This is a genomic window from Streptomyces sp. NPDC053750 (genome assembly GCF_044544295.1).
GTDB lineage: Bacteria > Actinomycetota > Actinomycetes > Streptomycetales > Streptomycetaceae > Streptomyces.
Genome location: NZ_JBITXB010000013.1, coordinates 48,251 through 62,176, shown reverse-complemented (window position 1 = coordinate 62,176; position 13,926 = coordinate 48,251). Strand labels below are relative to the sequence as shown.

Genomic DNA, 13,926 nt, shown 5'->3' with positions numbered 1-13,926 from the left:
TGATGTTCATCCTCGGCATAGTCCTCTTCGCGGTCGGCCTGCTGTTCTCCATCGCCTGGCACGAGCTGGGCCACCTCTCCACGGCCAAGCTCTTCGGCATCCGCGTGCCGCAGTACATGGTCGGTTTCGGGCCGACGATCTTCTCGCGGAAGAGGGGCGAGACCGAGTACGGGGTCAAGGCCATCCCGTTCGGCGGCTACATCCGCATGATCGGCATGTTCCCGCCCGGCGCCGACGGCCGGCTGGAGGCCCGCTCCACCTCGCCCTGGCGCGGCATGATCGAGGACGCCCGCTCGGCGGCCTTCGAGGAACTGCAGCCGGGTGACGAGAAGCGCCTGTTCTACACGCGCAAGCCGTGGAAACGGGTCATCGTGATGTTCGCGGGCCCGTTCATGAACCTCATCCTCGCGGTGGTCCTGTTCCTCACCGTCCTGATGGGCTTCGGCATCTCGCAGCAGACCACCACCGTCAGCTCGGTCTCCCAGTGCGTCATCTCGCAGAGCGAGAACCGCGACGAGTGCACCAAGTCCGACCCGGCCTCCCCGGCCGCGGCGGCCGGCCTCAAGGCGGGCGACAAGATCGTCTCCTTCGACGGCGTGCGGACCGACGACTGGGACAAGCTGTCCAACATGATCCGCGCCAACCCCGGCGAGCAGGTGCCGGTCGTCGTCGAGCGCGACGGCCAGGAGGTGACCCTCCAGGCGACCATCGCCACCAACAAGGTCGCGAAGAAGGACTCCCACGGACAGATCGTCGAGGGCGAGTACGTCACGGCCGGCTTCCTCGGCTTCAGCGCCGCCACCGGCGTGGTGAAGCAGGACTTCGGCCAGTCCGTGACCTGGATGGGCGACCGGATCGGCGACGCCGTCGACTCCCTCGCCGCCCTGCCCGGCAAGATCCCCGCCCTGTGGGACGCGGCCTTCGGCGACGGACCGCGCGAGGCAGACTCCCCGATGGGCGTCGTCGGCGCCGCCCGGGTCGGCGGCGAGATCGCCACACTGGACATACCGCCCACCCAGCAGCTGGCCATGTTCATCATGCTGGTCGCCGGCTTCAACCTCTCCCTGTTCCTCTTCAACATGCTCCCGCTGCTGCCGCTCGACGGCGGCCACATCGCGGGCGCGCTGTGGGAGTCGCTGCGCCGCAACGCGGCCAAGGTGCTGCGCCGCCCGGACCCGGGCCCGTTCGACGTGGCGAAGCTGATGCCGGTGGCCTACGTGGTGGCGGGCATCTTCGTCTGCTTCACGCTGCTCGTGCTGGTGGCGGACGTCGTCAATCCGGTCCGGATCAGCTGACGGCACCGGCGTCCGAGGCCGTCCGGCGTGAAGCCCGATCCGGGGATCATGTCCCCCCGGGCCGGGCTTCACGCGTCTCGCCCGGCAGATGGACGCCAAAGCGTGCATCTCCCGTATGCGGTGTGCCGGGCGTTCATGTCCGTGCCGTAATCTCGAAGGCCGGAGCCCGCCGCTGAACGGGGCCGGACCTTGATCCACGACTTGGGGTTGCACAGCAGATGACTGCGATTTCTCTCGGCATGCCGTCCGTTCCGACCACGCTCGCCGTACGCCGGAAGAGCCGGCAGATCCAGGTCGGGTCGGTCGCGGTCGGTGGTGACGCGCCCGTGTCGGTGCAGTCCATGACCACGACCCGTACGTCCGACATCGGCGCCACGCTCCAGCAGATCGCCGAGCTGACGGCGTCCGGCTGCCAGATCGTCCGCGTGGCCTGCCCCACCCAGGACGACGCCGACGCCCTCCCGGTGATCGCGAAGAAGTCGCAGATCCCGGTGATCGCCGACATCCACTTCCAGCCCAAGTACGTCTTCGCCGCGATCGAGGCGGGTTGTGCCGCGGTCCGCGTCAACCCCGGCAACATCAAGCAGTTCGACGACAAGGTCAAGGAGATCGCCAAGGCGGCGAAGGACCACGGCACCCCGATCCGCATCGGCGTGAACGCCGGCTCGCTGGACCGGCGCCTGCTCCAGAAGTACGGCAAGGCGACTCCCGAGGCCCTCGCCGAGTCCGCCCTGTGGGAGGCGTCCCTCTTCGAGGAGCACGACTTCCGGGACATCAAGATCTCGGTCAAGCACAACGACCCGGTCGTCATGGTCGAGGCCTACCGCCAGCTCGCCGCCCAGTGCGACTACCCCCTCCACCTCGGCGTCACCGAGGCCGGCCCCGCCTTCCAGGGCACCATCAAGTCGGCCGTCGCCTTCGGCGCCCTGCTCTCCCAGGGCATCGGCGACACCATCCGCGTCTCCCTGTCGGCCCCGCCGGTCGAGGAGATCAAGGTCGGCATCCAGATCCTGGAGTCGCTGAACCTGCGCCAGCGCGGCCTGGAGATCGTCTCCTGCCCGTCCTGCGGCCGGGCCCAGGTCGACGTGTACAAGCTGGCGGAGGAGGTCACCGCCGGCCTGGAGGGCATGGAGGTTCCCCTCCGCGTGGCCGTCATGGGCTGCGTCGTCAACGGCCCCGGTGAGGCCCGCGAGGCCGACCTCGGCGTCGCCTCCGGCAACGGCAAGGGCCAGATCTTCGTCAAGGGCGAGGTCATCAAGACCGTCCCGGAGTCCAAGATCGTGGAGACCCTCATCGAGGAGGCCATGAAGATCGCCGAGCAGATGGAGAAGGACGGCGTGGCCTCCGGCGAGCCGTCAGTGGCGGTGGCGGGCTGAGAACCCGGGGGGTGGGTCCGGGCGCTCCCTGACGCGGGCCCGGACCCAGCCCGTCCGGCGTTCGAGACCACAACGCGGGGCGACGCCGCTCAGCTTCCGCAGGTACAGTGCGGAGATCAGCAGAACTCAGGGTGAGGCCCCCGCACGTGTTGACGCAGACCACCTCCCGCGTGCTCGAACCGAGCGACCTGGACGCCGCGCTCGCCGTCCTCGACCGCGAGCCGGTCGCCAATGCCTTCGTCACGGCCAGGGTGCAGATCGCCGGCCTCGACCCGTGGCGGCTCGGCGGCGAGATGTGGGGCTGGTACGAGCACGGCATGCTGACGTCCCTGTGCTACGCGGGGGCCAATCTCGTCCCCATCTGCGCCACCCCGCGCGCCGTCCGCGCCTTCGCCGACCGCGCCCGCCGGGCCGGCCGCCGCTGCTCCTCGATAGTCGGGCCCGCGGAATCCACCGCCCAGCTCTGGCGGCTCCTCGAACCGGGCTGGGGCCCGGCCCGCGAGGTCCGCACCAGGCAGCCCCTCATGGTCACCGACCGCATGCCCACCGGCATGGCCCCGGACCCCTACGTCCGTCGCGTCCGCAAGGACGAGATGGAGCAGATCATGCCGGCCTGCGTGGCGATGTTCACCGAGGAGGTCGGCATCTCCCCGCTGGCCGGTGACGGCGGCCTGCTCTACCAGGCCCGGGTCGCCGAACTCGTCGGTTCCGGCCGCTCCTTCGCCCGCTTCGACGCCGACGGCAAGGTCGTCTTCAAGGCCGAGATCGGCGCCGCCACCGACCGCGCCTGCCAGATCCAGGGCGTCTGGGTGGCCCCCGAGTACCGGGGCAGGGGCCTCGCGGCACCCGGAATGGCGGCCGTCCTGCGCTACGCCCTGGCCGACATCGCCCCCGTGACGAGCCTCTATGTGAACGACTTCAACACGGCGGCCCGACGGACGTACCTGAGGGTGGGCTTCCAGGAGGTCGGCGCCTTCATGAGCGTGCTGTTCTGAAACGTCCGGCCCGGCACACCACGGGAACCCCCCTGTAGGCTCCCCCACATGGACCTCGTGATCGGCCCACTGGACCTCCCCGCCCATGTGGACGAGGCCCTGGCCGTCCAAGCCGCCGCGTTCGGACTCGGCCCCGACGAGGTGGCCGTCCGCCGCCAGATCGTCCTGCGCCACATGACCCACCCGGGCGCCCGGGCCCTCGGCGCCACCGTCGGCGGCGAACTCGTCGGCTTCGTCTACGGCATGCCCAACGACCGCACCCACTGGTGGTCCACCGTCGTGGAGCCCTACCTCCGCGCCCAGGGCAACGCCGCCTGGCTCGACGACTCCTTCGTCATCACCGAGCTCCACGTCCACCCGGCCCACCAGAACCGGGGAGCGGGCCGCGCCCTGATCACCACGATCACCGACAGCGCCACGGAACCCCGCTCGATCCTCTCCGCGATCGACACCGAGAGCCCCGCCCGCGGCCTCTACCGCTCCCTCGGCTACCGGGACCTCGCCCGCCGGGTCCTCTTCCCCAGCGCCCCCAAGCCGTACGCGGTGATGGGCGCCCCGCTGCCCCTGCGCAGGCACTAGCCGGGCACAACCGATTTCCACCGCACCGGACCACCCGGCTAACCTCCTAGCACCACCCTTACGCAGCAGGAGACACGAGAACCATGGCCAACGCACCGGTCCAGCGCATGTCGAAGTTGATGGCGAAGACGCTGCGCGACGACCCGGCGGACGCCGAGGTCCTCAGCCACAAGCTGCTGGTCCGCGCCGGCTACGTGCGCCGCACCGCCGCCGGCCTGTGGAGCTGGCTGCCGCTCGGCAAGAAGGTCCTCGGCAACATCGAGCGCATCGTCCGCGAGGAGATGGACGCCATCGGCGCCCAGGAGGTCCAGCTCCCCGCCCTGCTGCCGCGCGAGCCGTACGAGGCCACCGGCCGTTGGGACGAGTACGGCCCCGAGCTCTTCCGCCTCCAGGACCGCAAGGGCGGCGACTACCTCCTGGGCCCCACCCACGAGGAGATCTTCACCCTCCTGGTCAAGGACCAGGCATCGTCCTACAAGGACCTGCCGGTCATCCTCTACCAGATCCAGAACAAGTACCGCGACGAGGCCCGCCCCCGGGCCGGCATCCTGCGCGGCCGCGAGTTCCTCATGAAGGACTCCTACTCCTTCGACGTCGCCGACGAGGGCCTCGCCGAGTCCTACGCCCTGCACCGCGCCGCCTACCAGCGCATCTTCGAGCGCCTGGGCCTCGACTACCGCATCTGCGCGGCCACCGCCGGCGCGATGGGCGGCTCGAAGTCGGAGGAGTTCCTGGCCCCCGCCGAGGCCGGCGAGGACACCTTCGCCGACTGCCCGAACTGCGACTTCGCCGCCAACACGGAGGCGATCACCTACGCCCTCAGCCCCACGGACGCCACGAACACCCCCGCGGCCGAGGACATCCCCACGCCCGACACCCCCACCATCGAGACCCTGGCCGCGTCCCTCGGCGTAGAGGCGTCCGCCACCCTGAAGAACCTCCTCGTCAAGGTGGACGGCGAGATCGTCGCCGTGGGAGTCCCCGGGGACCGCGAGGTCGACCTGGACAAGGTCGAGGCCCACTTCGCCCCCGCGGCCGTCGAACTGGTCACCGCCGAGGACTTCGTCGGCCGCCCCGACCTGGTCCGCGGCTACGTGGGCCCGCAGGGCCTGGGCGAGAAGGTGAAGTACATCGCCGACCCCCGGGTGGCGCCGGGCACGGCCTGGATCACGGGTGCCAACAAGGAGCACACCCACGCGAAGAACGTCGTCGCAGGCCGTGACTTCGAGGTGGACGAGTACGTCGACGTCGTCGTGGTCCGCGAGGGCGACCCCTGCCCGAACTGCGGCACCGGCCTCAAGCTGGACCGCGCGATCGAGATCGGCCACATCTTCCAGCTGGGCCGCAAGTACGCCGACGCCCTCAAGCTCGACGTCCTCGGCCAGAACGGCAAGCCGGCCCGCGTCACCATGGGCTCCTACGGCATCGGCGTCTCCCGCGCGGTGGCCGCCCTCGCCGAGCAGCACGCCGACGAGAAGGGCCTCGTCTGGTCCAAGGAGGTCGCCCCGGCCGACGTCCACGTCGTCGCCGCCGGCAAGGCCCTGCAGACCGAGCTGGCCCTGGAGGTCTCCGACAAGCTGGCGGCCGCCGGCGTCCGCGTCCTGGTGGACGACCGGGCGGGCGTCTCCCCGGGCGTCAAGTTCACCGACGCGGAGCTGATCGGCGTACCCCAGATCCTGGTCGCCGGCCGCCGCTCCGCCGAAGGCGTGGTCGAACTGAAGGACCGCCGCACGGGCGAGCGCGAGGAAGTAACGGTGGAAGAGGCCATCACCCGCCTCACCAGCTGACCGACCGGGGGGTGGGCGCCGCGACCCGGCACTGGCCGGGTGCCGCTGCGCCCACCCATGCCCCCCCAGCGGCACGACTGCCCGCAGCTACGCGGCACGACTGCCCGTAGCAACGCGAACGGAGAGCCGCGTACGGCGAGAAGGGGCCGTGTCGGGGGGTGTCCGCCCGCAGCGGTTGGCGCGTCAACGGAGGCCACTTCTGTGCCCGACCGATTCCGCGCCGTTCCGAGGACGGACACCCCCCGGCGCGGCCCCGACCCACAACCGAACCGACCGCGCAACGCGCACCCCCACCGCACCCGCACCGCCCGCCGCAGGCACCGCCTCACAGCCAGCTCGCGAACTCCAGCAGCAGCTCCGCGTCCTTCTCCCGGCCCACCCGCCGCGCCCGCACGCCCGACTCCACCGCACGGAACAGCGTCCACCCCCGCAGCCGCTCCTGGTCGACCTCCAGCGACTCCGCGAGCCTCTTGACCCGGCGCCGGGTCGTCGAGGCGCCCGACGGCTGGGCGATGAGGTCCTCCACCCGGTCCCGCACCAGCCGTGCGAGGTCGAAGGCGCTCTCGCCGACCACCGGATCGGGACCCACTGCCAGCCACGGCATCCGGTCCCCGGCGAGCACCTTGCTCTGCCGGAACGTACCGTGCAGAAGCCGCTGTTCGGGCGGCGCACCCACCAACTCCTCACGAGCCGCGAGCGCCGCGTCGACCAGCGGCGCCACCTCGGGCTCGGCCACCGCGCCCGCCCGCATCGCCTCGGCCTGCCGCCCGGTCCGTTCCGCCACGGTCTCGAACGGGTGCCCGGCGGGCGGCTCGACCCACAGCCGCCGCAGCGTGCCCGCGGCCTCCAGCAACGCCTTCGACTCCGGCAGCGACCGCACCGACACGTCCGGATGCAGCCGCTCCAGCAGCAGCACACCCTCCATGACCTCCGCGGCATCGTCGCCGAGCAGCTGCACGGCGCCCAGCCCGCCCCAGTGGGCGAGCGCGGCCCGCTCGCTCTCCGGACGCGCCCGGCGCGGCGCCAGCTTCAGCACCGCGGGCGTCCCGTCGGCCGTCCGCACCAGGACCACCAGACTGCTGCGCCCACCGGGCACCTGCACCCGCTCCACGGTCAACTCGCGCAGCGCCACGGCCCGCTCGGCCGCTCCGGGCAGCTTCTCCAACCAGTCGTCACCGTCCGGTGCCGTCTCACCGAGCGCCCTGACCAGACGCCGCGGCGGTTCGAAAGCCATGCGCGAGCCGTTCCCTTCCCGTACGGGCAGCCGTACGTGTTACGCGGTAGGTGCCGCCGAACCAGAAGCCGAGCCCGACGCAGTATCCGGCGTATCCGCCGCACCCGGCGTATCCGCCGCACCCGGCGTATCCGTCGCATCAGGCGCGCCCGCCCCGCCGCCCCGCTCGGCAAGCCCAGGGAAGGCTACGCTCCCGCCCCGCCAGCGCACCGCCCGGACCGCCGCCTCCCGCAGCGCCCCGGCGGCAGTGGCCCGCCGGTCACCCCCGGCAGCCCGCACCAGGTCGGAGTAGACCCCGGCCACCCGGTCCTCCAGCTCGGCCGCCAGCCGCACCGCGGCCACCGAGTCCGGCACCGCGAAGGGCAGCGCGTAGCCGGCCGCCGCGGCGACGGGCTCGCCGCCCCGGTCGCGCACCTCGCGCGCCAACGCATCCCGCCGGGCCCGGTGCGCGTCGTACGCCGTCCGCGCCTCGGCGCGCCGTTCCTCGCCGATGCGCCCGCCGACGACGCCGTAGCCGTACACCGCCGCGTGCTCCGCGGCCAGTGCCGCCTGGAGGGCGTCCAACTCCCGGTCCTCCGCCTCGCTCACCCGTCACCCTCCGTCAGCAGATACACGTGCGCCGCCCCGGCCGCCGCCACCGAGGCCAGCAGCCGCGCCAGCTCGCCCGGCACCGTCAGCAGCTCCCCGGCCCGCCGGTCGGCCAGCTCCCGCTCGGCGGCGACGAGCAGGGCCAGGGCGTCCTTCTCGGTCGCCGGTACGGCCCCGGAACCGTCCCCGGGTCCGGCGGCCCGCGCGGAGGCGGAGGCGGAGACCGAGGGCGACGCCGTCGGCGAGGCCGCCCGTACGGCGCCGAAGGCCTCCGCATGGCGTACGACTTCCTCGTGCAGCGGCCGCAGCCGCTCCGCCAGCCCGGGATGGGCGGCGATCACCGCCGCGTACCGTCCGGCCAGCCCCTCGCTGTCCCGGGCCGCACGCGCGCGTGCCCGGTCGGCGACCGACGGACTGCCGCCCGAGTCGCCGGAGTTCGAGCCGCCGGAACAGCCGACGAGCAGCGCGGCCCCGGCGGCCGACGCGAGCAGGCTCCTTCTGCGCGGCCCCGAGGGCAGGCGCGGCGATGCGGGAAACGACACGGCAGACGTCCTCGACAGGCTCGTACGGAAGCGACGACAACGGAAGCGACGACAAACGGAAGCGACGGCAAAGCGACGGGCGACGCGGCGGAAAGCCGCGGTGAGGCCTGCCGTGATCACGGTACCCGGGCCCCGCCCGGCCACCACTCATCGGCACCACCCCTCGGCACCGCTCGGCCCCGGGTGGACGGCAACACCCTCCGGGACCGGATACCCTTTGACCAGACACGCGACCCATCCCACAACAGCACACGCGGCCGAGGAGTCACCCGGATGAGCACCACCCACAGCGAGAGGCTGCGAGAGCTGCTGGAGCCGCTCGTCGCCTCCCAGGGCCTGGACCTCGAAGAGATCGCGGTGGACTCGGTCGGCCGCAAGCGTGTGCTGCGCGTCGTCGTCGACTCCGACACCGGCGCGGACCTGGACCGGATCGCCGATGTGAGCCGCGCGCTCTCGGCGAAGCTCGACGAGAGCGACGCGATGGGCGAGGGGGAGTACACCCTCGAGGTCGGCACCCCGGGCGCGGAGCGCGCCCTCACCGAGCACCGCCACTACGTGCGCGCCACGGACCGCCTGGTGCGGTTCCAGCTGCACGAGGGCGGCGAGTTGGTCGCCCGCATCCTCGGCGTGGACGAGGACGGACTCGACCTGGAAGTACCAGGGGTCAAGGGCCGCAAGCCCACCGCCCGCAGACTCGCCTTCGGCGACATCGACAAGGCACGCGTCCAGGTCGAGTTCAACCGCAAGGACGACAGCGGCGACAAGCCCCCCAAAAACACCAAGCACACCAAGCACAGCGAGAACACAACGGAAGAGGAGGAGGCGTAGCCGTGGACATCGACATGAGCGCCCTGCGGGGCTTGGTGCGGGAGAAGGAGATCTCCTTCGACCTGCTGGTCGAAGCGATCGAGTCGGCCCTCCTCATCGCCTACCACCGCACCGAGGGAAGCCGCCGGCACGCGCGCGTGGAGCTCAAGCGGGACACCGGACATGTGACCGTGTGGGCGAAGGAGGACCCCGACGACCTCGAAGAGGGCCAGGCGCCCCGCGAGTTCGACGACACCCCGTCCGACTTCGGCCGTATCGCCGCCACCACCGCCAAGCAGGTCATCCTGCAGCGGCTGCGCGACGCCGAGGACGACGCGACGCTCGGTGAGTACGCCGGCCGCGAGGGCGACATCGTCACCGGTGTGGTCCAGCAGGGCCGCGACCCGAAGAACGTGCTGGTCGACATCGGCAAGCTCGAGGCCATCCTGCCGGTGCAGGAGCAGGTGCCGGGCGAGACCTACCCGCACGGCATGCGCCTGCGTTCGTACGTCGTCCGCGTGGCCAAGGGCGTGCGCGGCCCGTCCGTGACGCTCTCCCGCACGCACCCCAACCTGGTGAAGAAGCTCTTCGCCCTGGAGGTGCCGGAGATCGCCGACGGGTCCGTGGAGATCTCCGCGATCGCCCGCGAGGCCGGCCACCGCACGAAGATCGCCGTGCGCTCCACCCGCTCGGGCCTGAACGCCAAGGGCGCCTGCATCGGCCCGATGGGCGGCCGGGTGCGCAATGTCATGGGCGAGCTGAACGGCGAGAAGATCGACATCGTCGACTGGTCGGACGACCCGGCCGAGATGGTGGCGAACGCGCTCTCCCCGGCCCGCGTCTCCAAGGTGGAGATCGTGGACCTGGCGGCCCGCTCCGCGCGGGTGATCGTGCCCGACTACCAGCTGTCGCTGGCGATCGGCAAGGAAGGCCAGAACGCCCGGCTCGCCGCCCGGCTGACCGGCTGGCGGATCGACATCCGGCCGGACACGGAGCAGCCGTCCGAGCGGCCGTCCGAATAGGGCGGTCCGGGACGCGACCCGGCACGGGAATAGATCCAGGCCGCACGGCGCTGAGATCACGACAGCTTTGCGTGCGGCATGTGTTCGATTCTTGCCCCAAAGGGGTGAGGTCGGTCCGGGGAGGTAGACTTAGGAGTGTCTGGCCGGACACGTAACCGAGCACGCCCTGAGCGCACCTGCGTGGGGTGCCGGGAGCGAGCGGTCAAGAGCGAGCTGCTGCGGACCGTGGCGGTCGAGGGTGAATGCGCCCCCGATCCACGCGGTACGCTGCCCGGCCGGGGTGCCTATGTGCACCCCGCACCGGTCTGTGTCGACCAGGCGGTGCGCCGCAAGGCGTTCCCCCGGGCGCTCCGCGTCCCGGGTCCGCTCGACGTAAAGGCGTTGCGCCACTACGTCGAGCAGGCACAAGGTTGCAACACGGTTGCTGAAAGCAGCATGTGAGCAACGTGGTAAGGAAGACATGCCGCACGGAACCCCGCGCGGTCTGGTACCTCGCGAGTCGAAAGCAGGTCGAGATTGCGATGAGCACTCGATGAGTACGCGATGAGTACGCCCATGAACTAGCGACGGTCCGGACGCAACCCGGACCTCAGAGGAGCGAAGTGGCTAAGGTCCGGGTCTACGAACTCGCCAAGGAGTTCGGTGTCGAGAGCAAGGTCGTCATGGCCAAGCTCCAGGAACTCGGTGAATTCGTCCGTTCGGCGTCTTCGACGATCGAAGCGCCCGTAGTACGCAAGCTGACAGACGCCTTCCAGCAGGGTGGCGGCAACGGCCGGTCCGCCGGTCGTCCTGCGGCCCCGAAGAAGGCTGCCCCCAGGCCGTCGGCGCCGTCCGCCCCGGCGCAGGCGGCCCGCCCGGCTGCGCCCCGTCCGGGTCCGGCGGCTCCCAAGCCTCCGGCCGCCCAGCAGCCCGCGGCCCCGTCCGCCCCGGCGCCGGGCCCGCGTCCCACGCCGGGCCCGAAGCCCGCGCCGCGTCCGGCCCCGGCCGCGCCGGAGTTCACCGCTCCGCCGGCGGCCCCGGCCGCTTCGACCCCGGCTCCGGCCGGCCCGAAGCCCGGTGGCACCCGTCCCGGCGCCCCCAAGCCCGGTGGCGCCCGTCCGTCCGGTCCGGGTCAGGACCGCGGTCAGCAGGGCGGCCAGGGCCGTCCCGGTGGCCAGCGTCCCGGCGCTCCGGCGCAGCGTCCCGGCGGCCGCCCCGGCGGCCCGCGTCCGGGCAACAACCCCTTCACCTCCGGCGGCAACGCCGGCATGGCGCGCCCGCAGGCGCCCCGCCCGCAGGGCGGGCCCCGACCTGGTGGCCATGGCGGCCCCGGTGCCCCCGGCGCCGGTCCCCGTCCGCAGGCTCCCGGTGGCCAGGGCGGTCCCCGTCCCCAGGCTCCGGGCGGCAACCGCCCGACCCCGGGCTCGATGCCGCGTCCGCAGGGCGGCGGCGCGGGTCCCCGTCCCGGCGGCGGCCCTCGTCCGAACCCCGGCATGATGCCGCAGCGTCCCGCTGCCGGTCCCCGTCCCGGCGGTGGCCCCGGCGGTCGCGGTCCGGCCGGTGCCGGTCGTCCCGGCGGCGGTCGTCCCGGTGGTGGCGGCGGCTTCGCCGGTCGTCCCGGTGGTGGCGGTGGCGGCGGTCGTCCCGGTGGTGGCGGCGGCTTCGCCGGTCGTCCCGGTGGTGGCGGCGGCTTCGGTGGCGGCGGTGGCCGTCCCGGCTTCGGTGGTCGTCCCGGCGGTCCCGGTGGCCGTGGTGGCACGCAGGGCGCCTTCGGTCGTCCCGGCGGTCCCGCGCGTCGCGGTCGCAAGTCGAAGCGGCAGAGGCGCCAGGAGTACGAGGCCATGCAGGCCCCGTCGGTCGGCGGCGTGATGCTGCCTCGCGGCAACGGCGAGACCATTCGCCTGTCGCGCGGTGCGTCGCTCACCGACTTCGCGGAGAAGATCAACGCCAACCCGGCGTCGCTCGTCGCGGTCATGATGAACCTCGGCGAGATGGTCACCGCGACCCAGTCCGTCTCCGACGAGACGCTCCAGCTCCTCGCCGACGAGATGAACTACACGGTTCAGATCGTCAGCCCGGAGGAGGAGGACCGCGAGCTGCTCGAGTCCTTCGACCTGGAGTTCGGCGAGGACGAGGGCTCCGAGGAGGACCTGGTCGTCCGTCCGCCGGTCGTGACCGTCATGGGTCACGTCGACCACGGTAAGACCCGACTGCTCGACGCCATCCGCAAGACGAACGTCATCGCGGGCGAGGCCGGCGGCATCACCCAGCACATCGGTGCCTACCAGGTCGCGACCGAGGTCAACGACGAAGAGCGCAAGATCACCTTCATCGACACCCCGGGTCACGAGGCGTTCACCGCCATGCGTGCCCGTGGTGCCCGGTCGACCGACATCGCGATCCTGGTCGTCGCGGCCAACGACGGCGTCATGCCGCAGACGGTCGAGGCGCTCAACCACGCCAAGGCGGCCGAGGTCCCGATCGTCGTCGCGGTCAACAAGATCGACGTCGAGGGTGCCGACCCGACCAAGGTGCGCGGTCAGCTGACCGAGTACGGCCTGGTGGCCGAGGAGTACGGCGGCGACACCATGTTCGTCGACATCTCCGCCAAGCAGGGTCTGCACATCGACTCCCTGCTGGAGGCCGTGGTCCTCACCGCGGACGCCTCGCTCGACCTGCGGGCCAACCCGAACCAGGACGCGCAGGGCATCTCGATCGAGTCCCGTCTCGACCGCGGCCGCGGTGCCGTGGCGACGGTCCTCGTGCAGCGAGGCACCCTGCGGGTCGGCGACACGATGGTGGTGGGCGACGCCTACGGCCGCGTCCGCGCCATGCTCGACGACAACGGCAACAACGTCGCCGAGGCCGGTCCGTCGACGCCGGTCCAGGTCCTGGGCCTGACCAACGTCCCGGGCGCCGGTGACAACTTCATCGTGGTCGAGGAGGACCGTACGGCCCGCCAGATCGCGGAGAAGCGCGCCGCCCGCGAGCGGAACGCCGCGTTCGCCAAGCGCACGCGCCGCGTCTCGCTCGAGGACCTGGACAAGGTGCTCAAGGCCGGCGAGGTCCAGCAGCTGAACCTGATCATCAAGGGTGACGCTTCCGGTTCGGTCGAGGCCCTCGAGTCCTCGCTGCTCCAGCTGGACGTCGGCGAAGAGGTCGACATCCGCGTCCTGCACCGCGGCGTCGGTGCGGTCACGGAGTCCGACATCGACCTGGCCATGGGCTCCGACGCCATCGTGATCGGCTTCAACGTGCGCGCCGCCGGGCGTGCGCAGCAGATGGCCGAGCGCGAGGGTGTGGACGTCCGGTACTACTCGGTCATCTACCAGGCGATCGAGGAGATCGAGGCGGCCCTCAAGGGCATGCTCAAGCCGGAGTACGAAGAGGTCGAGCTCGGCACGGCGGAGATCCGAGAGGTCTTCCGCTCGTCCAAGCTGGGCAACATCGCGGGTGTTCTCATCCGCTCCGGCGAGGTCAAGCGCAACACCAAGGCGCGCCTCCTGCGCGATGGCAAGGTCATCGCGGAGAACCTCAACATCGAGGGTCTGCGTCGCTTCAAGGACGACGTCACCGAGATCCGCGAAGGCTTCGAGGGCGGTATCAACCTCGGAAACTTCAACGACATCAAGGTCGACGACGTCATCGCGACGTACGAGATGCGCGAGAAGCCGCGGGTGTAACACCCCCGACTTCCGAGGCGGTCCGGTCCGGGGCCGGTC

At 71.8% G+C, this 13,926-nt stretch carries 12 protein-coding genes; 9 read left to right on the top strand and 3 right to left on the bottom strand.

All coding sequences use genetic code 11. The features are described 5' to 3' along the window. Positions 1 to 2 precede the first annotated feature (2 nt). The 5 genes from ACIGO6_RS30510 to ACIGO6_RS30490 all read left to right on the top strand — a co-directional run bounded on the left by ACIGO6_RS30510 (position 3) and on the right by ACIGO6_RS30490 (position 6,032). A complete protein-coding gene (locus ACIGO6_RS30510; RefSeq protein WP_399882203.1) occupies positions 3 to 1,295 on the top strand; it encodes a M50 family metallopeptidase in 1,293 nt (430 codons plus the stop codon). Between the two features lie 218 nt (positions 1,296 to 1,513). After that, on the top strand, positions 1,514 to 2,671 hold the full coding sequence (gene ispG / locus ACIGO6_RS30505; RefSeq protein WP_399881990.1) for a flavodoxin-dependent (E)-4-hydroxy-3-methylbut-2-enyl-diphosphate synthase: 1,158 nt from the start codon (positions 1,514 to 1,516) through the stop codon (positions 2,669 to 2,671). Positions 2,672 to 2,817: 146 nt separating this feature from the next. Continuing rightward, positions 2,818 to 3,666 carry a GNAT family N-acetyltransferase gene (locus ACIGO6_RS30500; RefSeq protein ID WP_399881988.1) on the top strand — a complete coding sequence of 283 codons (849 nt, stop codon included), beginning with the start codon at positions 2,818 to 2,820 and terminating at the stop codon, positions 3,664 to 3,666. 48 nt (positions 3,667 to 3,714) lie between these two features. Then, positions 3,715 to 4,245: a GNAT family N-acetyltransferase gene (locus ACIGO6_RS30495; protein ID WP_399881986.1), complete on the top strand. Its 531-nt coding sequence runs from the start codon at positions 3,715 to 3,717 to the stop codon at positions 4,243 to 4,245. An 83-nt stretch (positions 4,246 to 4,328) separates the two neighbouring features. Further along, positions 4,329 to 6,032, top strand: a complete 1,704-nt coding sequence (locus tag ACIGO6_RS30490; RefSeq protein ID WP_399881984.1) for a proline--tRNA ligase — start codon at positions 4,329 to 4,331, stop codon at positions 6,030 to 6,032. 325 nt (positions 6,033 to 6,357) lie between these two features. On the opposite strand, the gene ACIGO6_RS30485 is transcribed toward ACIGO6_RS30490, so the two are convergent. From ACIGO6_RS30485 to ACIGO6_RS30475, 3 genes are read right to left on the bottom strand one after another with little or no spacing between them, the layout of a single operon-like run. Beyond that, on the bottom strand, positions 6,358 to 7,266 hold the full coding sequence (locus ACIGO6_RS30485) for an aminoglycoside phosphotransferase family protein (RefSeq protein WP_399881982.1): 909 nt from the start codon (positions 7,264 to 7,266) through the stop codon (positions 6,358 to 6,360). Between the two features lie 39 nt (positions 7,267 to 7,305). Continuing rightward, positions 7,306 to 7,854, bottom strand: a complete 549-nt coding sequence (locus tag ACIGO6_RS30480) for a ferritin-like domain-containing protein (protein ID WP_399881980.1) — start codon at positions 7,852 to 7,854, stop codon at positions 7,306 to 7,308. After that, positions 7,851 to 8,396 (bottom strand): hypothetical protein, encoded by a 546-nt coding sequence (locus tag ACIGO6_RS30475; protein WP_399881978.1) that lies wholly within the window; start codon positions 8,394 to 8,396, stop codon positions 7,851 to 7,853. Before ACIGO6_RS30475 ends, ACIGO6_RS30480 begins: the two co-directional genes overlap by 4 nt. A gap of 273 nt (positions 8,397 to 8,669) precedes the next feature. Between ACIGO6_RS30475 and rimP the strand changes: the two genes are divergently transcribed. The 4 genes from rimP to infB all read left to right on the top strand — a co-directional run bounded on the left by rimP (position 8,670) and on the right by infB (position 13,887). Continuing rightward, positions 8,670 to 9,224: a ribosome maturation factor RimP gene (gene rimP / locus ACIGO6_RS30470; RefSeq protein WP_399881976.1), complete on the top strand. Its 555-nt coding sequence runs from the start codon at positions 8,670 to 8,672 to the stop codon at positions 9,222 to 9,224. Positions 9,225 to 9,226: 2 nt separating this feature from the next. Continuing rightward, positions 9,227 to 10,225, top strand: coding sequence for a transcription termination factor NusA (gene nusA, locus ACIGO6_RS30465; protein ID WP_399881974.1), 999 nt, complete (start codon positions 9,227 to 9,229; stop codon positions 10,223 to 10,225). 135 nt (positions 10,226 to 10,360) lie between these two features. Then, positions 10,361 to 10,666, top strand: coding sequence for a YlxR family protein (locus ACIGO6_RS30460; protein ID WP_399881972.1), 306 nt, complete (start codon positions 10,361 to 10,363; stop codon positions 10,664 to 10,666). A gap of 161 nt (positions 10,667 to 10,827) precedes the next feature. After that, positions 10,828 to 13,887 (top strand): translation initiation factor IF-2, encoded by a 3,060-nt coding sequence (infB, locus tag ACIGO6_RS30455; protein ID WP_399881970.1) that lies wholly within the window; start codon positions 10,828 to 10,830, stop codon positions 13,885 to 13,887. The last annotated feature ends 39 nt before the right edge of the window (positions 13,888 to 13,926 follow it).

Coding starts and splice junctions, on each gene's coding strand:
- ACIGO6_RS30510 (WP_399882203.1), top strand. CDS start 3: ATGTTCATCCTCGGCATAGTCCTCTTCGCGGTCGGCCTGCTGTTCTCC.
- ispG (WP_399881990.1), top strand. CDS start 1,514: ATGACTGCGATTTCTCTCGGCATGCCGTCCGTTCCGACCACGCTCGCC.
- ACIGO6_RS30495 (WP_399881986.1), top strand. CDS start 3,715: ATGGACCTCGTGATCGGCCCACTGGACCTCCCCGCCCATGTGGACGAG.
- ACIGO6_RS30490 (WP_399881984.1), top strand. CDS start 4,329: ATGGCCAACGCACCGGTCCAGCGCATGTCGAAGTTGATGGCGAAGACG.
- ACIGO6_RS30485 (WP_399881982.1), bottom strand. CDS start 7,266: ATGGCTTTCGAACCGCCGCGGCGTCTGGTCAGGGCGCTCGGTGAGACG.
- rimP (WP_399881976.1), top strand. CDS start 8,670: ATGAGCACCACCCACAGCGAGAGGCTGCGAGAGCTGCTGGAGCCGCTC.